This window comes from Microlunatus sp. Gsoil 973, assembly GCF_009707365.1.
In the GTDB taxonomy this organism is placed as follows: Bacteria; Actinomycetota; Actinomycetes; order Propionibacteriales; family Propionibacteriaceae; genus Microlunatus.
The window spans coordinates 4424407-4445771 of record NZ_CP046122.1 but is presented as its reverse complement, the minus strand read 5'-3'; the positions used below and the strand labels follow the sequence as shown (position 1 = coordinate 4445771).

The window sequence follows — 21365 nt, the reverse complement described above, 5'->3', positions numbered from 1 at the left end:
CCTTGCCATCCAACAGGGCTACATCGTGCCCAAGTCCTGACCCGACGGCACCCACTGGGAACTCGAAGAGGGCACCCGAAAGCAGTACGCCCCGGCTCCGCAACGCGGAGCCGGGGCGTACTTACCTGGTGATCATCACTCCAGCACGTTGAGCACCGGAGCAATCGTCTTGTTCTTGGCACTCTCGTAGGCGGCCAGGATCATCCCGAGCACCTGGATGCCCTCGTCCTCGGTGTGCGGCGGACGCTCGCCGGTCTCCAGACAATGGGCGAACTGCCCGATCTCCGCTGCGAAGGTGTCCACCTGATCGAAGGTGAACGTCTCCTCCTTGCCGTCCCGCAGCCGGTAACTGAGGGTCGACCCGTCCGCGTACAACGAGCCGAGTTCGCCGACCGCGGAGAAGCGTTCGGTGATCGCCGCAGGCTGGTAGGCCCAGCTGGTCACCAACTGGCCGATCACGCCGTTGTCGAAGCGGACCAGGACCTGTGCGCTGTCCTCGGCCTCGGAGAAGGTCAGCCGGTGAGTGGCAAGCATCGCGGTCGCCTCGACCGGCACGCCACCGGCCAGGGTGAGCAGCAGGTAGCTGGGGTGGTAGCCGGTGTCGATCAGCTCACCGCCGCCGGCGGTGTCGACGTGGGCACGCCAACCCATGTTGGCCGGATCGAAGTTGTTGAAGAAGCTGTCGGTGGTGCGTACCTCGTACACCGGTCCGATGACGCCGGCATCCAGCAGTTCCTTGGCCTTGGCGACCGTCGGCATGAAGAGCTGGTTGTGCGCGCTCATCAGGGTCACCTTGTTGTCCTTGACGGCGGCATTGACCGACCGCGCCTCGGCGGCGGTGAGGCAGAGCGGCTTCTCACACAGGATGTTCAGCCCTGCCTCGGCGGCGGAGATGATCGCATCGGCGTGCAGGTGGTGCGGCAGGCAGATGTCGACCGCATCCAGCTTCTCCTCCTTGATCAACTGGTGGTAGTCGCTGTACGGCGTGGCGCCCAGTTCGGCGCCACGCTTCTCGGCGGTCGCCTCGACCGCATCGGCCACCGCAGTGATCTTGATCTTGTCGGCATGCGCGGCGTAGCCGCGGATGTGTGCACCCGCGATCCCGCCGCCACCGATGAGTCCTACATTGAGCATCGTTGGTCCTTCAGTCCTTGGAGTACGAGATCGTCCGGCCGGTGTGCGCCGATTCGTTCGCCGCGACCACCAGGCGGGTGAGTTCGACGGCGGCTGCGAGGTTGGCGTCGGCCCGGGTGTCCTGCTGGATATGGGTCACCCATTGTTCGTAGGCCGAGGGCGCCTTCTCCGCGATCGGGAGCTGCTGGGCGTCGTCGCCGAACGCCGCACCGCGGACAACGACCACACCGTCCCGGTCGTTGAAGGTCAGCACGCCCTCGGTACCGCCGATGTCGATGATGAACGGACTCGGCGAGGCGAAGCCCGCCTCGATCACGCCGATCGCCCCCGAGGGGTAGCCCACGGTGACCACTGCGTTGTCCTCAACGGCCCGGCCGGTCACCGAACCGTAGGTCGCGCTGACCGTCGACGGCGTACTGCCGAGGAACAGCTGTGTCAGGTAGACCGGATGGCAGCCTAGGTCGGTGAGCGCGCCACCGATCGCCGGCTCCGGATCGTAGAACCGGTCCGGCAGCCAGTTGGCGACCGAGCCGTTGTGGGACAGCCGGACCCGGCCGTAGGTGATGTCGCCGAGCTTGCCCGACTCGATCAGCTCCTTGATCACCGGTGTGTAACCGTCGTACAGCCGCGGCAGCGAGACGATCAACTTCACCCCGTTGTCGTCACAGGCCTTGATGATCTCCTCAGCCTCGGCCACGGTCGGCGCCAGGAGTTTCTCGGTGAAGATGTGCTTACCGGCGCGTGCCGCGGCGACCATGATGTCGCGGTGCCGGCTGGTCTCGGTGGTGACAGTTACCGCGTCGATGTCATCGCGAGCCAGCAGCGCCTCGAGATCTGCGGTGTGTTCCACGCCGTACTGTTCGGCCGCGGCCTTGCCACGTTCGTCGTCGTCGTCCCAGATCGCGACGAGTTCGGTATCGGGATGTTCAACGGTCCTTCTGGTGTAGTCGCCGGCATGGACATGCCAAAAACTGAGGACCGCCACTCTGATCGGTGAGGGCACTGCACAAGCTCCTTCGCATCGCGGGTACGCCCTATCCGACCATGGTCGGCGAGGGTTCATCAAGCCCTTGGAGTAAATAGGCTCAGTGGCAAACCCAATAACTGCCGTCCCCGAGCCTCGCCCGGTTCACCCAATCCCAGTAAGGTCGCCAACCGTGATCACAAACCGCGTCAGGTCGAACCGGATCAGGCTGAACAGGATCACGGCGCTCGCCGCCGCCGTGGCGCTCGGTACCGCGCTCAGCGGTGTCGGCACGGCTGCCGCAGATCCGGTCGCACACCGGGACGACCCCGGTCGTGCTGATCACGGCGGGGGCCGGTGGGGCAGCCGGCTCTGTCCGCCGTCCGCCGCCGCAATCAACTTCAGCGACGCGCTGGACAAGAGGGTGGTCCACGGGATGGAGATCAGCGGCCTGTCCGACATCGCCTACGACCGCCACACGCACAGCTACGTCTCATCCGTTGACAACAACGGCACCGACCCGTCCCGGGTTTGGTTCTACCGCAACCTCTCCGATCCCACGCCGGTTGGCGACCCGGTCGTCCTCAAGGGCCGCGACGGCACCCCGTACACCGGCCAGACCGCGGACAACGAGGGTCTCGGCGTACTGCCCAACGGCGACTTCGTGGTCAGCTCCGAGGTCGAGCCCTCGATCCGGGTCTTCTCACCCGACGGGCTGCAGACGGCCTCGCTGCCGGTGCCCGCCCGGTTCGCGGTGGCCCCGGAGGGCGAGTCGACAGCCAACGCCACCTTCGAGGGTCTGACGATCGGGCGCGGAGGTCGGCAGATCATCGTCTCGATGGAGGGCACCCTGGCGGGTGACACCGGGGACGGCACGTTCCGCCGGATCCTGGTCTACACGCGCGCTCACCACGGCTACCGGCTGGCCCGCCAGGTCGGCTACCGGGTCGACCCCGGCATGCGGATCCCCGAGATTCAGGAGTACGCGCCGGGCAAGCTGCTGATCATGGAGGCGTCCTGGAGCGCCGAGGTCGGCAACCGGATCACCCTGTACGCCGTCGACATCTCCCGCGCGGCGGATGTCACCGATGTCGCCGACCTCGCCACCACGCCGCGCCTGGTCGTGTCCAAACGACTGGTGGCCGACGTCACCAGCTGCCCCGACCTCGGCGCCACCGCCAAGGAGACGCAGATCAATCCGCTGATGGACAACTACGAGGGGATGACGACCCGGCGACTCGGTGGCGGTGCCTATGCGGTGAGCCTGATCAGCGACGACAACAACAGCGCCGTACAGACCAGCCGGATCCTGAATCTGGTCGCCCTGCTCCCCTGACCCCCTCGGGGTCGCCACCCTTTACTCGGCCCCGCACCCTCCACTCGGCCCCGCACCCTCCACTCGGCCCCGCACCCTTTACTCGGTCCCGCACCCCCTAATCGGCCCCGCACCAGTTGGTCGGCCCCGCACCCACTGCAGCCGGTGCGCCGCCGAGTAAAGGTCGCGGCAACGACCAACCGGTGCGGGAACGAGCGCGTGGCACCCCAGGGGAACGCGGCTACGCCGCACCACTTCCTCGGGCCCGCACCACTTCCTCGACGGCGCACCACTTCCTCGGGCCCGCACCACTTCCTCGGCCCCGCACCCACTGCAGCCGGTGCGCCGCCGAGTAAAGGTCGCGGCAACGACCAACCGGTGCGGGGTCGACCAACTGGTGCGGGAACGGGATCGTGTGTGGCGGGAAGGCTGGCACACCCGCCCGGGGCCGGGTGAGGGCGTACGGATCAGGCGGTACGGGTGACGACCACGTCGCAGAGGTCGGCGAGTGCCTGCTTGGCCGGCCCGTCCGGCAACGGGTCGAGCACCCGCCTGGCCGCTTCGGCGCGAGCCGCGACGTCTGCCCGGGCCTCCTCGATCGCCGGATGCTTGCGGAGCAGCCCCAGCGCCTCGTCCACCGCGGCGTCGGTACGGTCTCCGGCCAGCAACTCCAGCAGCCGGGCGTCGGCCGGGTCGGTGGAGCGGCGGGCCAACAGGATCGGCAGCGTGTCGACGCCCTCGCGCAGATCGGTGCCGGGCGTCTTGCCCGTCTCGTCGCTGGTGATGTCGATGATGTCGTCGCTGAGCTGGAAGACGACACCGAACTTCTCCCCGAAGTCGCCGAGCAGGTCCTGGACCGTGGGATCGGCGCCGGCGATCATCGCGCCGACCCGGGCGCTGGTGGAGATCAGCGCCGCCGTCTTGTCGGCGAGCACCTGCAGATAATGCTCCCGCGGATCGGTTCCCGCCTCGGGCCCGACCGTTTCCGCGATCTGGCCACGGACCAACCGGTTGAACATCGCCGAATAGACCCGAACGATGTCCAGGCCGAGGTCGGTGACCAGGTCCGAGGCCCTGGCGAACAGGTAGTCGCCGACCAGGATGGCCAACGAATTGCCCCAGCGGGCATTGGCACTCGGCGTGCCACGGCGTACCGCGGCATCGTCCATCACGTCGTCGTGGTAGAGGCTGGCGACATGGGTGAGCTCGACTACGACGGCGCCGATGCAGACCTGCTGCTCGATCCGGTCACCCGGTCCGTACGGCGCTCCGAACTTCGAACCGAGCACGACCAGCTGCGGACGCGTCCGCTTGCCGCCCGCCTCGATGATGTGCCGAGCGGCCTCGGTCAACAGTTCGCTGTCCGAATCGACCGCCGCGAGCAGCGCCTTCTCGATCGACGACATCTGGGCACGGAGGGCAACGTCGAACTCCGACTCCGTACTCACTGCCTTCACCACACCTCACCCCTCAGCTGCCGGCAGGTTGCCAACCGTACTCGCTGCGCAGCCGCCGGGGCACGTCACCGGGGAGGTCGACGCCCGCGCGGCAACGTCAGCGCAGGAATTCGCCGGCACTGGCGGCCAGATCCAGGATCGGGCCGGGGTAGACGCCGAGGACGACCGTGACCACAACACCGAAGCCGATCGGTACCAGGGTGGTCCAGCTGGGGGCGACCACCTCGGCCACCGGGGTGTCCGCCTTGGGCTCGGTGAAGAACATGGTGACGATCACCCGGAGGTAGATGACCGCAGAGATCAGCGAGATGATCACGGCGACGACGACCAGCCAATACTGTCCACCGGCCCAGCCCGAGGCGAACACCGACCACTTGCCGATGAAACCGCCCGTCAGCGGGATGCCGGCGAAGCTCAGCATGAACAGCGAGAACACCGCCGCCGTCACCGGGGACCGGCGACCGAGTCCGGCCCAGGTGGACAGCGCGGTCGACTCGCCGCCGCGCAGCCGGACCATGGTCAGCATCGCGAAGGCGCCGAGCGTCGCAACGCTGTACGCGACCAGGTAGAACAGCGCCGATGCCACGCTGGACAGGCTGTCGGCGGGTTTGCCGGAACCGTCCTGGCTGGCCGCGGCCACCGCGACCAGGATGAAGCCGGCGTGGGCGATCGAGGAGTAGGCCAGCAACCGCTTGACGTCGGACTGGGTGATGCCGAGAACCGACCCGATGAACATGGTCGCGATCGCGACGACGATCATCAGCGGCTGCCAGTCCCAGCGCATCCCGCCGAGCGCCACGTAGAACACCCGCAGCAGCGCGCCGGCAGCGGCGATCTTGGTACAGGTGGCCATGTAGCCGGTGATCGGGGTGGGAGCGCCGTGATAGACGTCGGGTATCCAGGAGTGGAACGGGACGGCGCCCAGCTTGAAGAGCAGACCGACACCGACCAGTGCCATGCCGGCCAACAGCAGGCCGTCCTTCTGGTTCGAGGTCTGCAACGAGTCGGCGATCGCCGACAGGTCGAAGGATCCGGAGAACCCGTACAACATGGCCATTCCGTAGACGAAGATCGCCGAGGAAAGCGAGCCGAGCAGGAAGTACTTCATGGCAGCTTCCTGACTGAGCAGCCGGCGGCGTCGCGCCAGGCCGCAGAGCAGGTAGAGCGGCAGCGAAAGGATCTCCAGGCCGACGAACATCATGATCAGGTCGTTGGCGGCCGGGAACAACATCATGCCGCTCAGCGCGAACATGGCCAGCGGGTAGACCTCGGTGTGCTCCAGCCGGGCCGCGATGGCCTCCTGCTCACCGGTGCTGCCGGGGACGGCGGCGGCGCTGGGCGTGAACGCCGAGGCGTTGCCTTCCAGCCGACGCTCGGCGAAGACCAGGAACGAGATGCCGCCGAAGACCAGCAGGATGGTCCACACGAAGTACGTCGGTCCGTCGATGCTCAGGGCGCCGAGGGCGATCACCGCCTTGTCGCCACCGGCCCAGTTCAAGATCGTGACGAAGAGCGCCAGGACGATTCCGAGGAAGGCGACCAGCAGCTGCAGGGAATGCCGCAACTGCCGCGGTGCGATGGCCTCGACGAGCACCCCGACGCAGGCCGCGACGACGACCAGCAGGAAGGGCATCAACAAGCCGTACTCGATGTGCGGCGTCGGGATCTCCAGCCCGATCATCGTGGGCAGCATCACCGACCTCCTTCCGAACTGACGTGGGCTTGCGGGTCGGTGATCCCGACGTGCTGGGTCAGCGTGTCGGTGACGGTCGGGTTGATGATCTGCAACATCGGCTTCGGGAAGAAGCCGAGCACCAGGATCACCACGACCAGCGGGATGAGCGCGAGGCGTTCCTTGCCCGACAGGTCACGGGTGAACCGCTCGGCCACTGCAGGCGTCGGTACGCCGGTCGCCGTGCGCTGGTACATGATCAGCGCGTAGAGGGCGGCCAGCACGATGCCCATGGTGGCGACGACCGCGTAGATCGGATGCCGGGAGAAGGTTCCGGCGAGCACCATGAACTCGCTGATGAAGGTGGACAGGCCGGGCAGCGCCAGTGCTGACAGGACGGCGAACAGCAGCAGCCCGCCGAGCAGCGGGGTCAGCTTGACCACGCCGCGGAAGTCGCTGATGTCGCGGGATCCGCGGCGCTTCATCATGAAGCCGGCGGCGAAGAACCAGACAGCCGTGGACAGCCCGTGGTTGAGCATGTAGAAGGTTGCACCGGCCGTGCTCTGGGTGGTGAGGGCGAAGATGCCCAGCACGATGAATCCGAAGTGGCTGATCGAGGTCCACCCGATCAGCCGGAGGATGTCCTTGCTGCCGATGGCCATCAGGGCGCCGTAGAGGATCGAGATGATCGCCAGGACCATCACCACCGGGGTCGCCCACTTCGACGCCTCCGGGAACAGCTGCAGGCAGAACCTGATCATGGCGAAGGTGCCCAGCTTGTCCATCACGCCGGTCAGCATCACCGCCCCGCCCGGCGTCGACTGCTCGATCGAGTCCGGCAGCCAGGTGTGGAAGGGGACCATCGGCGCCTTGATCGCGAACGCGATCATGAAACCGATGAACAGCCAGCGCTCGACATTGGTCGACAGGTGCAGCTGCGTCAGGTCGGTCAACAGGTAGCTCGGCGTGCCGGCTTGGGCAGAGACGACGCCGAGGCCGATCACCGCGGCCAGCATCACGAACCCGCCGAGCAGGCCGTAGAGCAGGAACTTGGCCGAGACCTGCGACCGCCGGGCGCCGCCGAAGCCGCCGATCAGGAAGTACATCGGGATCAGGATGACTTCGAAGAAGAGGTAGAACAGGAAGACGTCGGTTGCGGTGAACGCGAAGATCGCGAAGCCCTCGATGGCCAGGATCAGACCGACGAAGACGTGCGCACCCCAGCGGTGGGTGATGGCCGTCGGATCCTCACCGGGCTTGGGCAGATCCGGATCGTTCCAGGATGCGATCAACACCACCGGGGTGAGGAAGGCGGTGAGCAACAGCAGGGTCAGGCCGATGCCGTCGAGGCCCAGCGCGTAGTGCGCGCCGATCGCCTTGATCCAGGTCGCCTGCTCGGTGAGCTGGAAGCCTTTGCCGCCGCCGCTGTAGGTCAGGGCGACGATGATCGCCAGCACCAGGGTGACGAGAGAGAATGCCAGGCCGATCTGCTTGGCGGCGGTGCCTCGTACGAAGATCATCGCCAGCCCGCCGATCAGCGGAAGCAGACCGAGGATGGTCAGCCAGGGGAACACGTCGGTATCTCCTTCTGCTCAGCCCAGGCGGCCGAGGACGACGACGAAGCCGATCAGGAACGCACCGGCGATCATGGTCAGCGCATAGGACCTGACGAAGCCGGTCTGCCAACGGCGCAACCGGGCGGACAGGCCGGCGATGATGCCGGACACCCCCATCACCGTGCCGTCGACGCCGCCGGCGTCGGTCTTGGCCACACCGCTGACCAGCCCGATCCCGGGCCGCATGAACACGGCCTCGTTGAAGGCGTCGCCGTACAGATCGTTCCGGCCGGCCAGGGTGAACGGCGAGCGGCTCGCCGGCTGTTCCAGCGGAATCTCCCGACCGCGGCCGAAGACCAGGATGGCGATGGCGACGCCGAGGGCCACCACCGGAAGGGTGATCCCACCGATAACGCTGAGGTGGAACAGTCCGGGCGTCTCGGCGACGTGGCCGCCGACCGCCGGCGCGAGCCATTCGGCGATCCAGTTGTTCAGCACCAGGCCGGCGAAGACCGAACCGACGGCCAACAGGATCAGCGGAACGGTCATCACCGCCGGCGACTCGTGCGGGTGGACGTCATCGGCGTACCGCTCCCGACCGAACCAGGTCATGATCATCAATCGGGTCATGTAGAACGCGGTGACGCCGGCGCCGATCAGTGCGAGGGTGCCGAGGATCCAGCTGCGTTCGAAGGCCACCTCCACGATGTGGTCCTTGGAGAAGTAGCCGGACAGGAAGGGAAAGCCGATGATCGCCAGGTAGCCGATGCCGAAGGTCACGAACGTGATCGGCAGGGCCTTGCGCAGTGCACCGTAGTGCCGCATGTTCACGTCATCGTTGGTGGCGTGCATCACCGACCCAGCGCCCAGGAACAGGTTGGCCTTGAAGAAGCCGTGGTTGAGCAGGTGGAAGATGGCGAACGCATAGCCGGCCGGGCCGATACCCGCGGCCAGCATCATGTAGCCGATCTGGCTCATCGTCGAACCGGCGAGCACCTTCTTGATGTCGTCCTTGGCGCAGCCGATCCAGGCGCCGGCCAGCAAAGTGACCGTACCGACGATCGCCACCACCAGACTTGCGGTGCCGGTCTCGGCGAAGATCGCGTGGCTGCGGACGATCAGATAGACGCCGGCGGTCACCATGGTCGCGGCGTGGATCAACGCCGACACCGGGGTCGGACCTTCCATCGCATCCAGCAACCAGGACTGCAGCGGAACCTGCGCGGACTTGCCGCAGGCGGCCAGCAACAACAACAGGCCGAGCACCGTCGCCTGGGCGAAGCTCATGCCGGCAGCTCCGGCGTTGACGTCGGAGAACTGGACCGACCCGAACAGGTACAGCATGAACGCGATGCCGATGGACATCCCGAGATCGCCGACCCGGTTGACGACGAACGCCTTCTTGGCCGCCGTGGCCGCGGTCGGGCGTTCCTGCCAGAAGCCGATCAGCAGGTACGACGCCAGCCCGACACCTTCCCAGCCGACGAAGAGGGCGAAGTAGTTGTTGGCCAACACCAGCAGCAACATCGCCGCCACGAACAGGTTGAGGTAGGCGAAGAACCTGCGCCGGTTGGGATCGTGGGCCATGTAGCCGACGGAGTAGATGTGGATCAGGCTGCCGACGCTGGTGATCAACAACGCGAAGATGATCGACAACTGGTCGATCTGCAACCCGGCCTCGATGTGCCATCTGCCGGTGGCGATCCAGTCGTACAGGCTCAGGTTGACCGATCGCTGGTCGGCTCCCCTGCCCAGCAGCTGGATGAACAGCAGCAATGCCAGGACGAACGAGGCGATCGGGGCCAGGGTGGCGACGATGTGCCCCCAGGCATCGCTGATCTTGCCGGCGGCGAGCAGCACCAGGGCGACCACACCGGGGATGGCGATCAGCAGCCAGGAGAGTGAGAACAGGCCTGTTGCCTGGGTCACTTCGAGCGGAGTCACTGGCCAGTCCTCTCAGAACTTCAGCAGGTTGGCATCGTCGACCGAGGCCGACCGGCGGGTGCGGTAGATCGCGACGATGATCGCCAGGCCGACGACGACCTCGGCAGCGGCGACGACCATCACGAAGAAGGCGGCGATCTGCCCGTCGAGCGAGCCGTGCATCCGGGAGAACGTGACCAGCGCCAGGTTCGCGGCGTTCAACATCAGCTCGATGCACATGAACACGATCAGCACGTTCCGGCGGATCATCACCCCGAGCAGAGCGATCGAGAAGAGGATCGCCGACATCACGATGTAGGCCTGTGGGTCCATCACTGATCCCCTTCCGTTCCTGTGCTCTCCGGGTTCGGGCCATCCGGGACGCCGTTCGTCTCGTTCGGCTCCGCGTCCCGGCCGAGTTCGGGCCGCACACCACGGGCCGGGGCGGCCCGATGTGGCATGTAGGGCGCGACCGCGGTCGCGGGATTGTCGGCCCGCTCCGGCGCGATGGCCCGGACGGTGGCCTGGGTCGGTGCGATCAGGTCGCTCGGGTCCTGCACCACGCCACGCTGTTTGAGCGTGCTGGACACCGAGGTCTCGGCGATCTCACCGTTGGCCAGCAGTGCAGGGGTGTCGACGGCGTTGTGCCGGGCGTAGACACCGGGTGGCGGCAGCGCGCCGGGGTGGGCACCCGTCTCGGCGTACTTCCGCAGCCGATCGCCGAGCATCTCGGCCTGGGTCTTCTTGGCCCGGGTACGTTCCCGATGGGCCAACACCATCGCACCGAGTGCAGCCGTGATCAGCAACGCCGAGGTCCCCTCGAACGCGAGGACGTAACGGCCGAAGACCAACGCTGCCAGGCCCTGGACGTTGCCGCCGTAGGCGCTGTTGGCCTGGTCGAGCCCGGTCGGCTGTCCGACCAGCGCATTTCCGACCGCGAAGATCAGCAACACGAAGAAGCCGAGCGCGGCAAGGCCGGCCAGCGCCCGCTGGCCCTTGATCGTTTCGACCAGCGACTCCGAGGTGTCGACACCGACGATCATCATCACGAAGAGGAAGAGCATCAGGATGGCGCCGGTGTAGACGATGATCTGCACAGCGAACAGGAAGGGCGCCTGCTGGGCCGCGTACTGCACCGCCAGGGACAACATCACCGCGGCCAGGCTGAGCGCCGAGTGCACCGGCTTCCGCGCCAGCACAGTGCCCAGCGCGCCGAGGATCATCACCGGCATCAGCATCCAGAACGCGAACGAGGCTCCGGAAACCAGCGGAACCATCACTGTCCCTCACCCGTTTCACCTGTTGTCTCGGACCGTGACCCTTCGGCCCGGTCGTCGGCCTGGTCGTCGGCCCGGTCTTCGACCCGCCGGGCGGGCGGCAACGCCTTGCCCATCTCCGCCAGGGCGATCGCCGACTGCGGCGTGTTGCCGTAGGTCTCGGCGACCTGAGCGCGGGCCTTCGCCTGGTCCTTCTTCCGCCAACCCGGATTGGGCAGGCCGGAATTGAAGTCGGCGGGCATCGGCTTGGTCTCCGGCAGCCCGAGGAAGTACTCCTTCTCGCTGTCACCGAGCCGGCGCGGATGCGGTGGCGCCTCCATCCCCGGCAGCAGCGGCGCGAGCAGCTGGTGCTTCTCGTAGATCATGTCCTCGCGGGTGAAGTCGCTCAGCTCGAAGTGATTGGTCATGGTCAGCGCACGGGTCGGGCAGGCCTCGATGCACAGGCCGCAGAGGATGCACCGCAGGTAGTTGATCTGGTACACCCGGCCGTACCGTTCGCCCGGGCTGTACCGCTCCTCCTCGGTGTTCTCCGCACCTTCGACGTAGATCGCGTCCGCGGGGCACGCCCAGGCGCAGAGCTCACACCCGACGCACTTCTCCAGGCCGTCCGGCCAGCGGTTCAGCTGGTGCCGTCCGTGATAGCGCGGTGCAGTGACCTTGGGACCCGTCGGGTACGCCTCGGTGAAGGTCTTCTGGAAGAACGTCTTGAAGGTGACACCGAATCCGGCGATCGGATCGAGCAATCCCATCAGCTGGCTCCATTCGCAGGCTGTTGATCGTGCGGTTCAGCCGCAGCGGATGTCGCGGCCTCGGACGCCGGCTGGGAGGCGACCACCTCGGCCAGTTCGGGCAGCACCTGGCCGGGCTTGGGCGGCACCGGGAAGCCGCCGGCGAAAGCGTCGAACGGTGCACCCTCGGGTTCCGGCTCGGCTTTCTCCTCCGAACCGCCGCCGAACAGCACCGCGGCCAGGATGCCGAGGACGATGATCGCGACGATCACCCAGAAGACCGGGCTGCTGCGCAGGTTGTTGCCGCCCTGCAGCAGCGTCTGCATGGTGGCGACCACCAGCACCCAGACCAGCGAGATCGGGATCAGCCACTTCCAACCGAGATTCATGAACTGGTCGTAGCGGAACCGCGGGACGGCCGCCCGGACCCAGACCATGAAGAACATGAACAGCACCGTCTTGACCACGAACCAGAGCAGTCCCCAGTAGCCGTGATCCATGCCGAGCCAGTTGAACGGGATCGGCGCGTGATAGCCGCCGAGGAAGATCGTCACAGCAACCGCGGAGACGTTGGTCAGGGCCATGTACTCGGCCATGTAGAACATCGCGAACCGCATCGAGGAGTACTCGGTGAGGTAGCCGCCGACGATCTCCGACTCGCCCTCGGGCAGGTCGAACGGCGTCCGGTTGGATTCACCGAAGATTGCGATCACGAAGATCACGAAGGACGGGATCAGCGCCAGGCAGTACCAGAGTTTCTGTTGCGCATCGACGATCTCGGAGGTGGACAGCGATCCCGCGTAGAGGAACACCGCGACCAGGCTGAGGCCCATGGCGACCTCGTAACTGATCATCTGAGCCGAGGCGCGGATGCCACCGAGCAGCGGGAAGGTCGAGTTGGACGCCCAACCGGCGAGCACGACGCCGTAGATGCCGACCGAGGTGACTCCCAGCACCAGCAGCACCGAGATCGGCATGTCGGCGACCTGCAGCCTAGTGGTCCCGCCGGGGATCGGCACCTCACCGGCGAACGGGATCAGCGCGAAGATCATCACCGCGGGGATCACGTTGATCGCCGGCGCCAGCATGAAGACGATCTTGTCGACGCCGCTCGGGGTGACGTCCTCCTTGAGCATCGACTTGATGCCGTCGGCCAGCGACTGCAGGGATCCGAACGGGCCGTTCATCGTCGGGCCCGGCCGGTTCTGCATCCGGCCGAGCACCTTGCGTTCGAAGACGATCGCGAACAGCACGAACAGGATCAGCAGGATGAAGCCGAACAGTGCCTTGAGGATCACCACCCACAGCGGGTCGTGCATGAAGATGGTCAGATCCATCGGCACGAGGTTCATGGCCACGGGGTTCCCTTGCAGGGGGCTCATGAGTGCGCTCCTTCGATCCGTACGACCTCGCCGGAACTTACCGCCAAGTGCTCACTGAGGGCCAACCCGGGCGCACGGGTCGGCAGCCAGATCACCCCGTCGACCAGTCCCGGAACGATCTCGACATCGAACGTCACCGCTCCACGGTCGGTGCTGACCCTGACCTGCTCGGTGACCCCTGCGGCCGTCGCTGTGCGCGGGTTCAACCGGGCCACCGGCTTGCGGGCCGTCGCCAGGACTTCGGTCTCCCCCTCAAGCACCCGCGAGTCGTCCAGGTGCAGCCGCCAGGTGGACAGCACAGCAGTCCCGACCTGGGTCTGGACGCGGCCGCCGACGGCAACCTGCGGCGCCGCAGCACGCTCCCCTTCCCAGGGGCCGAACTCGCTGAGTTCGGCGCGAGCCTGCTCGGCGGTCCGCACACCCAGATCGGTGCCGAGTCCGTCGGCCAGCGCCGCCAGCACCCGCAGGTCGCTCATCACGTTCGGCTTCTTGATCACCACCGGGAACGGCCGCTCGCGGCCCTCCCAGTTGACGAAGCTGCCCGAGCGCTCCTCGAGCAGTGCCACCGGCAGCACGACGTCGGCACGCTCGGTGACCTCCGACGCACGAGCCTCGAGGCTGATCAGGAAGCCGGCGTTCTCACAGCCGACCCGGACGATGCTCGGATCGCGGAAGTCCGAGGGTTGGATGCCGCCGACCACCAGCGCCTCCAGCAGGCCGTTCGACGCGGCGACCAGCATCTCCTCGGCGGTCCGGCCGGGGGTCGATGGCAGGGACGCCGACCCCCACAGCGTCGACACGTCGACCCGGGCCGACGGGTCGGCCACCGGACGGCCGAACGGCAGCAGGTTGGGCAGGCAACCGGCCTCCACCGCTCCCCGCTCACCGGCCCGGCGCGGGATCCAGGCCAGCCGGGCGCCGGTGCGTCCGGACAGTTCGAGGGCTGCGGTCAACGCGCCCGGCGCCAGCGCGAGCCGCTCCCCGACGATGATCACCGACGTCTCGTCCAGTGCCACCTCCGCCGGCAGGTTCGCCAGGGTGGCGGCCTCCTCGCCGGGAACCGTCGGAATCAGGGCGGCGCCCATCTTGACGCAGCCGTTGGAGAGATAGGGAGCCAGCTGGAAAGACTTCAGCCCGGTCTTGCGATAGGCCTTGCGCAGCCGAAGGAAGACCACACCGCCCTCGTCCTCGGGCTCGAATCCGGCCATCAGCACCGTCGAGGCCTTCTCCAGGTCGGCGAAGGTGACTGCTGCCTGCCCGTTGACCAGTCCCGTGCCGGCCACGGCGGCCGCCAGGAAGTCGGCCTCCTCCTGCGAGTAGGGCCGGGCGCGGAAGTCGATGTTGTTGGTGCCGAGAACCGCGCGGGCGAACTTGCTGTAGCCGTACGCGTCCTCGACCGGTAGCCGGCCGCCGGTCAGCACGCCGACGGAGCTGCCGGCCTTCTTCAGACCCCGGACGGCGGCGTCGATCGCCTCCGGCCAGGACGCGGCGCGCAGTTCGTCACCATCGCGGACCAGCGGGGTGGTCAGCCGGTCCTCGCCCCGGCCGTACCGGAACGCGAACCGGTCCTTGTCGCTGATCCACTCCTCGTTGACCTCGGGATCGTCACCGGCCAGCCGGCGCATCACCGTGCCTCGCCGGTAGTCGACCCGGATGGCCGAACCCGAGGAGTCGTGCTCGGCGACCGACGGGACGCTGACCAGGTCGAACGGACGGGCGCGGAACCGATAGTCGGCGCTGGTCAGGGCGCCGACCGGGCAGATCTGGATGGTGTTGCCCGACCAGTAGCTCTCGAAGGGTTCCTTCTCATAGATGCCGACCTGCTGCAGCGCACCGCGTTCGAGCATCTTGATGAACGGATCACCGGCGATCTGCTCGCTGAACCGGGTGCACCGGGCGCACAACACGCACCGCTCACGGTCGAGCAACACCTGTGCCGAGAGGTTGATCGGCTTGGGGTAGATCCGCTTCACCCCGTCGTAGCGGGACTCGCCGTAGCCGTGGCTGAGGGCCTGGTTCTGCAGCGGGCACTCACCGCCCTTGTCGCAGATCGGGCAATCCAGCGGGTGGTTGATCAGCAAGAACTCCAACATGCCCTTCTGCGCCTTCTCGGCGCGGGCGTTGGTGCGCTGGGTCTCGACCTTCATGCCCGGCATCACGGTGATCGTGCAGGAGGCCTGCGGCTTGGGCATACCGCGACCGTTGCCCATGTCGGGGATCTCCACCATGCACTGCCGGCAGGCGCCGACCGGGTCGAGCAGTGGGTGGTCGCAGAAGCGCGGGATGTCGACCCCGATCAGCTCAGCGGCCCGGATGACCAGGGTGCCCTTGGGCACGCTGACCTCGATGCCGTCGATGGTGATCGTGACGAGATCCTCCTTCTTCTCGACGGCCTGACCCTGGCTTCCGCCTTGGTTCTGGGTGACAGTCACTTGGCCACTCCTGCAGGCTGGACGTAGATGGCGTTCCGCTCGTAGGGGAACAACTCCCAGGCCGGCGTGTGGTAGCCGGCCTCGAACTCGTCCCGGAAGTACTTGATCGCGGAGTTGACCGGGGTCACCGCGGCGTCACCGAGCGCGCAGAACGCCTTGCCGCCGATGTTGTCGCACAGGTCGAGCAGCTTCTCGATGTCACCTTCCTGACCCTGACCGGCCTCGATCCGCTGCAGGATCTGCACCAGCCACCAGGTGCCCTCCCGGCACGGCGTGCACTTGCCGCAGGACTCGTGCTTGTAGAAGTCGACCCAGCGGGTGACCGCGCGCACCACCGAGGTGGTCTCATCGAAGATCTGCAGCGACCGGGTGCCGAGCATCGATCCGGCCTTCATCACCGAGTCGTAGTCCAGCGGGATGTCCAGGTGCTCGTCGGTGAAGATCGGTGAGGACGAACCGCCCGGCGTCCAGAACTTCAGTCGGTGGCCCTCCCGGATGCCGCCTGTGATGTCAAGCAGTTGACGCAACGTGGTACCCAGCGGCACCTCGATCTGGCCGGGGTTCTTGACGTGGCCGGACAGCGAGAAGATGCCCATCCCGCGACCGTTGTCGACACCCATCGAGGTGAACCAGTCCGACCCGTTGGCGATGACCGACGGGATCGTCGAGATCGACTCGACGTTGTTGATCACCGTCGGGGCACCGTAGAGGCCGGCCACCGCAGGGAAGGGCGGCTTGAGCCGGGGCTGGCCGCGGCGACCCTCGAGCGAGTCCAGCAGTGCGGTCTCCTCGCCACAGATGTAGGCGCCCGCGCCGGCGTGCACGATGACCTCGAGGTCATAACCCATGCCGAGCATGTTCCGGCCGAGGTAACCGGCCGAGTACGCCTCACGGACGGCCTGCTGCAGCCGCCGGATGACGTGCAACACCTCGCCGCGCACGTAGATGAAGGCGTAGTGGGCGTTGAACGCAAAGGAGGAGATGGCCACGCCCTCGACCAGGGTGTGCGGACTGGCCATCATCAGCGGCATGTCCTTGCAGGCGCCCGGCTCGGACTCGTCGGCGTTGACCACCAGGTAACGCGGCGCGCCGTTGTCGGGCAGGAAGCCCCACTTGTTGCCGGTCGGGAAGCCTGCACCACCGCGGCCGCGGAGCTGGGAGTCCTTGACGAGCTGGACCAGGTCGGCCTGCGGACGGGTGAGGGCGCTACGCAGCGCCTGGTAACCGCCCCGCCGTTCGTAGTTGGTGATCTTCCAGGCCCGCTCGTCCGCCCAGTTGGCCGTCAGGACCGGGGTAATCGGATCGGTCACTTCGCCCCTTCCTCCCCTTCTGCTTCCCGGGCGGCGGCCAGCGCTGCGGCCGCTTCGTCGGGTGTCGGCGCCCGCCACCCGTTCTCGGCCGCCAACCGGACGCCCAGCTGCGACGCCGGACCCGAGGTCGGTCCCTCGTCGGCGCGGTCGTCGGGATAACCGGCGAGCACCCGCTCGGCCTGTTTCCAGGTGCAGATCCGGGCGCCCCGCGTTGAGGTGATCTCGACACCGTGCCGGAGCTTGGTGACGGTCTCCACCGCCGAGTCCGGCGACTGGTTGTCCATGAACTCCCAGTTGATCATCATCACCGGCGCGTAGTCACAGGCGGCGTTGCACTCCACCCGCTCCAAGGTGATCTTGCCGTCCGGGGTGGTCTCGTCGTGCCCGACCCCGAGCTCCTTGCTGAGCCGCTCGAAGATGTCGTCGCCGCCCATGATCGCGCACAGTGCCGTGGTGCAGACGCCGACGTTGTACTCGCCGTTGGGCCGGCGCTTGTACATCGTGTAGAAGGTCGCGACACCGGACACGTCGGCGCTGGAGATCCCCAGGATGTCGGCACAGGCTTCCACCCCGGCCGGGGTGACCCGACCCTCAACGCTCTGCACCAGGTGCAACATCGGCAGCAGCGCGGAGCGGGACTGCGGGTAGCGGGCGGCGATCTGGCGAAGCTCCTCCAGCGTCTTCGCGTCGATCGCCGTATCGGTCACCGAGGTGTCGATCGGCTCCGGCCGGTGGGCGTTGGGGTCCTCGATGTCAACGCCCGGCGGCACCTGCGCGAACTGGCCGCCGCGGACCTGGGTGCCCAGGTCACGGTGCCCGGCGAGGTCGGGCGCCGAGGTCGGCTCGAAGTCGTTGCGGCGGGACGAGACAGCCGGGCTGCGGTCCTCCGCACTCAGCGGGTGCCGCGGCTCGGGATCGTTCGAACCCGCCGTCTTCGGATCAGGACTCATCGATCGACGCCTCCCAGTACCGGGTCGATGGTTGCGATGTTGACCACCACGTCGGCGAGCATGCCGCCCTCGCAGAGCGCGGGAAGGGCCTGCAGCTGGTGGAAACTCGGGTCCCGCATGTGCACCCGGAAGGGCCGGGTGCCACCGTCGGAGACGACATGGGCGCCGAGTTCACCCTTGGCGCTCTCGGTCGGCACGTACGCCTGACCCGGGGGCACCCGGAAACCCTCGGTGACCAGCTTGAAGTGGTGGATCAGAGCCTCCATCGACTGGCCCATGATGTGCTTGAGGTGCTCGTTGGAATTGCCCTGGCCGTCGGAGCCGATGGACAGCTGGGCCGGCCAGGCGATCTTGGGATCGTCGATCATCACCCGCTGGCCCTGGGTCTGTTCGAGCCGGACGACGCATTGGTCGATGATCCGCACGCTCTCCCACATCTCGTCGACCCGGTTGCGGAACCTGGCGTAGGAGTCCGCCTCCTCACGCACCGGGACGTCGAACTCGTAGGTCTCGTAGCCCGAGTAAGGCATCGCCTTGCGCAGGTCGTACTCGTAGCCGGCGGCCCGCAGCAGCGGCCCAGTGACGCCGAGTGCCATGCAGGCCGGCAGATCGAGGTAGCCGACGCCGACCAGCCGGGACTTCACGATCGGGTTGGCGTTGGCCAGCTTGCCGAACTCCGGCATCTGCTTCTTGATCGACTTCAGGGTGTCCTTGAGCATCTGCACGCCGTTGGCCGGCAGATCCTGTGCCACGCCCCCCGGGCGGATGAACGCGTGATTCATCCGCAGACCGGTGATCGTCTCGAAGACGTCCATGATCTTCTCGCGTTCCCGGAAGGCGACGGTCATCAGCGTGGTTGCGCCGAGTTCCAGGCCGCCGGTGCCGAGCGCGACCAGATGCGAGGCGATCCGCATCCATTCCGCCATCATCACCCGGATGATGTTGGTCCGTTCGGTGATCTGGTCCTCGATGCCCAGCAGCTTCTCCACGCTGAGCACATACGCGAGCTCGTTGTGCAACGGCATCACATAGTCGGCCCGGGTGATGAAGGTGACGCCCTGGGTCCAGGTGCGGTACTCCATGTTCTTCTCGATGCCGGTGTGCAGGTGACCGATGCTCGATCGCAGCTCGGTCACCGTCTCACCGTCGAGTTCCAGGATCAGCCGCAGCACGCCGTGCGTCGACGGGTGCTGTGGTCCCATGTTGACCACGATCCGCTCGTCACCGCGTTCGGCCTGATCATGGACGACGTCGTCCCAGTCGCCGCCCATCGCGGTGTAGACGGTGCCCTCGGCGGGTTCCTCACCCGACCCGGCGAAAAGATCTTGGTCGCTGGTCGTCGCGCTCATCAGTTGTACGACCTCCGGTTGTCAGGGCTGGGGATCCGGGCGCCCTTGTACTCGACGTCGATGCCGCCGAGCGGGTACTCCTTGCGTTGCGGGTGGCCCGGCCAGTCGTCGGGCATCAGGATCCGGGTCAGATGCGGGTGACCGTCGAAGATCATCCCGAACATGTCGAAGGTCTCCCGCTCGTGCCAGTCGGCACCCGGGTAGACGCCGACCACCGACGGGATGTGCGGGTCGGCTTCGGAGACCGAGACCTCGATCCGGATCCGTCGGTTGTGGGTGAACGAACCCAGGTGATAGACCGCATGCAATTCCCGGCCCTTGTCGGTCGGATAGTGCACGCCGGAGACGCCGCTGAAGAACTCGAAGCGCAGGTGCGCGTCGTCCCGCAGGATCTTCATCAGGGCCACCAGGTGCTCCCTGGCGACGTGGACCGTCAGATCGCCGCGCTCGACGACCACCTTGGTGATCACCTCGCCGACGTTGGGCATCAGCTCCGCGATCCGGTCGATGGCGCTGTCATACCAACTGCCGAACGGCCGCTGGCTCGGACCGGGGAACTCGATGACCCGGCGTAGCCTGCCGTAGCCCGAGGTGTCCGGGCTGCCCTTGACACCGAACATGCCGTCCCGGACGGCCAGGATCTCCGGCCCCTGGGCGCTGCCCGGGCCGGTCGGCGTCGGCTCGAGATCACCCCGCTCCTCCGGCCCGCCGCCAGGGGTGGCATCGGGCGGAGTGCTGGGCACCGAACTCTTCGCCTCGTCCGCACCCTTGCCCGGCTGCTGGGCATTGGAGTCGTCCCGCGGCGCGTTCTTCGGGGTGGCCGGATTCGGGTTCTTCGGCGTGTTGGGATCAGTCACCGCAGCAGGCCCTTCTGCTCGATGGTCGCCGGCTTGTCCAGAGCCTGCTGCTCCGCGCTCGCCTCGACCTCCTCGCGATGGGTGCCGATCGGCAGCTTCTCGACCTTCAGCTTGCGCAGCTTGAAGATGCCGTCGATCAACATCTCCGGCCGCGGCGGGCAGCCCGGAACGTACACGTCGACCGGCACGATGTGATCAACACCCTGGACGATCGCGTAGTTGTTGAACATGCCGCCGCTGGAGGCGCAGACGCCCATCGACAGCACGAACTTCGGCTCGGCCATCTGGTCGTAGACCTGCCGCACGATCGGCGCCATCTTCTGGCTGACCCGTCCGGCGACAATCATCAGGTCCGCCTGCCGGGGCGAGTTCCGGAAGACCTCCTGGCCCCAGCGGGCGGAGTCGAACCGGGGCGTACCCATGGTCATCATCTCGAACGAACAGCAGGCAAGGCCGAAAGTCACCGGCCAGAACGAGGCGCTGCGGGCGGCGCCGGCGAGTGCCTCGACCGTGGTGAGCAGGATCCCGCTCGGGATCTTGTCCTCGAGTCCCATGGCTAGACGATCCTCATCTGTTTCGTTGCTGCAGGGTTGGTTGACACAAGGCCGAAGTTGATCAGTCCCACTCCAGACCCCCTCGGCGCAGGATGTAGAAGTACGCCACGAAGACGGTCACGATGAACAGCACCATCTCGACCAGGGCGAAGAGACCCATCTGGTGGAAGGTCACCGCCCACGGGTAGAGGAAGACGATCTCGATGTCGAAGACGATGAAGAGCATCGCCGTCAGGTAGTACTTGACGGGAAAGCGGCCACCGCCCGCGGGCTGCGGCGTCGGCTCGATGCCGCATTCGTAAGAGTCGAGCTTTGCCCGGTTGTAACGACCGGGACCGCCGACCAGCATGCTGGCGGTGATGGTCAGTGCCACGAACGCCGCAGCGATGATCAGGGCGATCACGAAGCCGGTGTAGAGGCTCATCCCTGCCTTCTTTCTCGATGCATCAGGTCCATCCCTATCGCACCCGCACCTGCGTGTCGCAGTGGGGCCTCATCTGCGATC

The 21365-nt window shown here is 66.9% G+C and carries 17 protein-coding genes and 1 pseudogene; 1 reads left to right on the top strand and 17 read right to left on the bottom strand.

Annotated elements, in window-relative coordinates:
- Positions 1 to 135: 135 nt before the first annotated feature.
- Entirely contained in the window at positions 136 to 1134 is a 999-nt protein-coding gene (locus GJV80_RS20855; RefSeq protein ID WP_154689537.1) for a Gfo/Idh/MocA family protein, read from the bottom strand.
- Positions 1135 to 1144: 10 nt separating this feature from the next.
- Positions 1145 to 2137 (bottom strand): Gfo/Idh/MocA family protein, encoded by a 993-nt coding sequence (locus GJV80_RS20850; RefSeq protein WP_154689536.1) that lies wholly within the window; start codon positions 2135 to 2137, stop codon positions 1145 to 1147.
- A 154-nt stretch (positions 2138 to 2291) separates the two neighbouring features.
- Here GJV80_RS20850 and GJV80_RS20845 point away from each other — a divergent pair, with 154 nt between their 5' ends.
- Entirely contained in the window at positions 2292 to 3434 is a 1143-nt protein-coding gene (locus tag GJV80_RS20845) for an esterase-like activity of phytase family protein (protein ID WP_154689535.1), read from the top strand.
- Positions 3435 to 3880: 446 nt separating this feature from the next.
- Here the strand turns inward: GJV80_RS20845 and GJV80_RS20840 are convergent, their stop codons facing one another.
- The 15 genes and pseudogenes from GJV80_RS20840 to GJV80_RS20770 form a co-directional block, all read right to left on the bottom strand.
- The gene (locus GJV80_RS20840; RefSeq protein WP_370518793.1) at positions 3881 to 4861 is read right to left on the bottom strand and encodes a polyprenyl synthetase family protein; all 981 of its coding nucleotides are present in this window, start codon (positions 4859 to 4861) and stop codon (positions 3881 to 3883) included.
- 106 nt (positions 4862 to 4967) lie between these two features.
- Positions 4968 to 6563 (bottom strand): NADH-quinone oxidoreductase subunit NuoN, encoded by a 1596-nt coding sequence (gene nuoN, locus GJV80_RS20835; RefSeq protein WP_154689534.1) that lies wholly within the window; start codon positions 6561 to 6563, stop codon positions 4968 to 4970.
- Entirely contained in the window at positions 6563 to 8116 is a 1554-nt protein-coding gene (locus tag GJV80_RS20830; protein WP_154689533.1) for an NADH-quinone oxidoreductase subunit M, read from the bottom strand. The genes nuoN and GJV80_RS20830 overlap by 1 nt, the downstream gene beginning before the upstream one ends.
- 18 nt (positions 8117 to 8134) lie before the next feature.
- On the bottom strand, positions 8135 to 10042 hold the full coding sequence (nuoL, locus tag GJV80_RS20825) for an NADH-quinone oxidoreductase subunit L (RefSeq protein ID WP_230207908.1): 1908 nt from the start codon (positions 10040 to 10042) through the stop codon (positions 8135 to 8137).
- A 12-nt stretch (positions 10043 to 10054) separates the two neighbouring features.
- Positions 10055 to 10354: an NADH-quinone oxidoreductase subunit NuoK gene (nuoK, locus tag GJV80_RS20820; protein WP_154689532.1), complete on the bottom strand. Its 300-nt coding sequence runs from the start codon at positions 10352 to 10354 to the stop codon at positions 10055 to 10057.
- Positions 10354 to 11298: an NADH-quinone oxidoreductase subunit J gene (locus GJV80_RS20815; RefSeq protein ID WP_154689531.1), complete on the bottom strand. Its 945-nt coding sequence runs from the start codon at positions 11296 to 11298 to the stop codon at positions 10354 to 10356. The genes nuoK and GJV80_RS20815 overlap by 1 nt, the downstream gene beginning before the upstream one ends.
- 257 nt (positions 11299 to 11555) lie before the next feature.
- Positions 11556 to 12047 (bottom strand): annotated as a pseudogene (nuoI, locus tag GJV80_RS20810) (NADH-quinone oxidoreductase subunit NuoI); the annotation flags it as partial.
- On the bottom strand, positions 12047 to 13408 hold the full coding sequence (gene nuoH, locus GJV80_RS20805; RefSeq protein ID WP_154689530.1) for an NADH-quinone oxidoreductase subunit NuoH: 1362 nt from the start codon (positions 13406 to 13408) through the stop codon (positions 12047 to 12049). The pseudogene nuoI and the gene nuoH, both read right to left, overlap by 1 nt.
- Positions 13405 to 15840, bottom strand: a complete 2436-nt coding sequence (locus GJV80_RS20800; RefSeq protein ID WP_154689529.1) for an NADH-quinone oxidoreductase subunit G — start codon at positions 15838 to 15840, stop codon at positions 13405 to 13407. Before GJV80_RS20800 ends, nuoH begins: the two co-directional genes overlap by 4 nt.
- Complete coding sequence (nuoF, locus tag GJV80_RS20795) at positions 15837 to 17150, bottom strand: NADH-quinone oxidoreductase subunit NuoF (RefSeq protein ID WP_154689528.1); 1314 nt, start codon at positions 17148 to 17150, stop codon at positions 15837 to 15839. The genes GJV80_RS20800 and nuoF overlap by 4 nt, the downstream gene beginning before the upstream one ends.
- Positions 17147 to 17920, bottom strand: a complete 774-nt coding sequence (gene nuoE, locus GJV80_RS20790; protein WP_370518867.1) for an NADH-quinone oxidoreductase subunit NuoE — start codon at positions 17918 to 17920, stop codon at positions 17147 to 17149. Before nuoE ends, nuoF begins: the two co-directional genes overlap by 4 nt.
- A gap of 176 nt (positions 17921 to 18096) precedes the next feature.
- Positions 18097 to 19449, bottom strand: a complete 1353-nt coding sequence (locus tag GJV80_RS20785) for an NADH-quinone oxidoreductase subunit D (protein ID WP_154689526.1) — start codon at positions 19447 to 19449, stop codon at positions 18097 to 18099.
- Positions 19449 to 20306: an NADH-quinone oxidoreductase subunit C gene (locus GJV80_RS20780; RefSeq protein WP_154689525.1), complete on the bottom strand. Its 858-nt coding sequence runs from the start codon at positions 20304 to 20306 to the stop codon at positions 19449 to 19451. Before GJV80_RS20780 ends, GJV80_RS20785 begins: the two co-directional genes overlap by 1 nt.
- Positions 20303 to 20860, bottom strand: a complete 558-nt coding sequence (locus GJV80_RS20775; protein ID WP_154689524.1) for an NADH-quinone oxidoreductase subunit B family protein — start codon at positions 20858 to 20860, stop codon at positions 20303 to 20305. The genes GJV80_RS20780 and GJV80_RS20775 overlap by 4 nt, the downstream gene beginning before the upstream one ends.
- A gap of 61 nt (positions 20861 to 20921) precedes the next feature.
- On the bottom strand, positions 20922 to 21284 hold the full coding sequence (locus GJV80_RS20770) for an NADH-quinone oxidoreductase subunit A (RefSeq protein ID WP_154689523.1): 363 nt from the start codon (positions 21282 to 21284) through the stop codon (positions 20922 to 20924).
- Positions 21285 to 21365: the final 81 nt, after the last annotated feature.

What these genes read in the sequence shown, in the direction of transcription:
- GJV80_RS20775 (WP_154689524.1), bottom strand. Translation starts at nt 20,860, where the DNA reads ATGGGACTCGAGGACAAGATCCCGAGCGGGATCCTGCTCACCACGGTC.
- nuoH (WP_154689530.1), bottom strand. Translation starts at nt 13,408, where the DNA reads ATGAGCCCCCTGCAAGGGAACCCCGTGGCCATGAACCTCGTGCCGATG.
- nuoN (WP_154689534.1), bottom strand. Translation starts at nt 6,563, where the DNA reads ATGCTGCCCACGATGATCGGGCTGGAGATCCCGACGCCGCACATCGAG.
- GJV80_RS20770 (WP_154689523.1), bottom strand. Translation starts at nt 21,284, where the DNA reads ATGAGCCTCTACACCGGCTTCGTGATCGCCCTGATCATCGCTGCGGCG.
- GJV80_RS20855 (WP_154689537.1), bottom strand. Translation starts at nt 1,134, where the DNA reads ATGCTCAATGTAGGACTCATCGGTGGCGGCGGGATCGCGGGTGCACAC.
- GJV80_RS20815 (WP_154689531.1), bottom strand. Translation starts at nt 11,298, where the DNA reads ATGGTTCCGCTGGTTTCCGGAGCCTCGTTCGCGTTCTGGATGCTGATG.
- nuoK (WP_154689532.1), bottom strand. Translation starts at nt 10,354, where the DNA reads ATGGACCCACAGGCCTACATCGTGATGTCGGCGATCCTCTTCTCGATC.
- GJV80_RS20785 (WP_154689526.1), bottom strand. Translation starts at nt 19,449, where the DNA reads ATGAGCGCGACGACCAGCGACCAAGATCTTTTCGCCGGGTCGGGTGAG.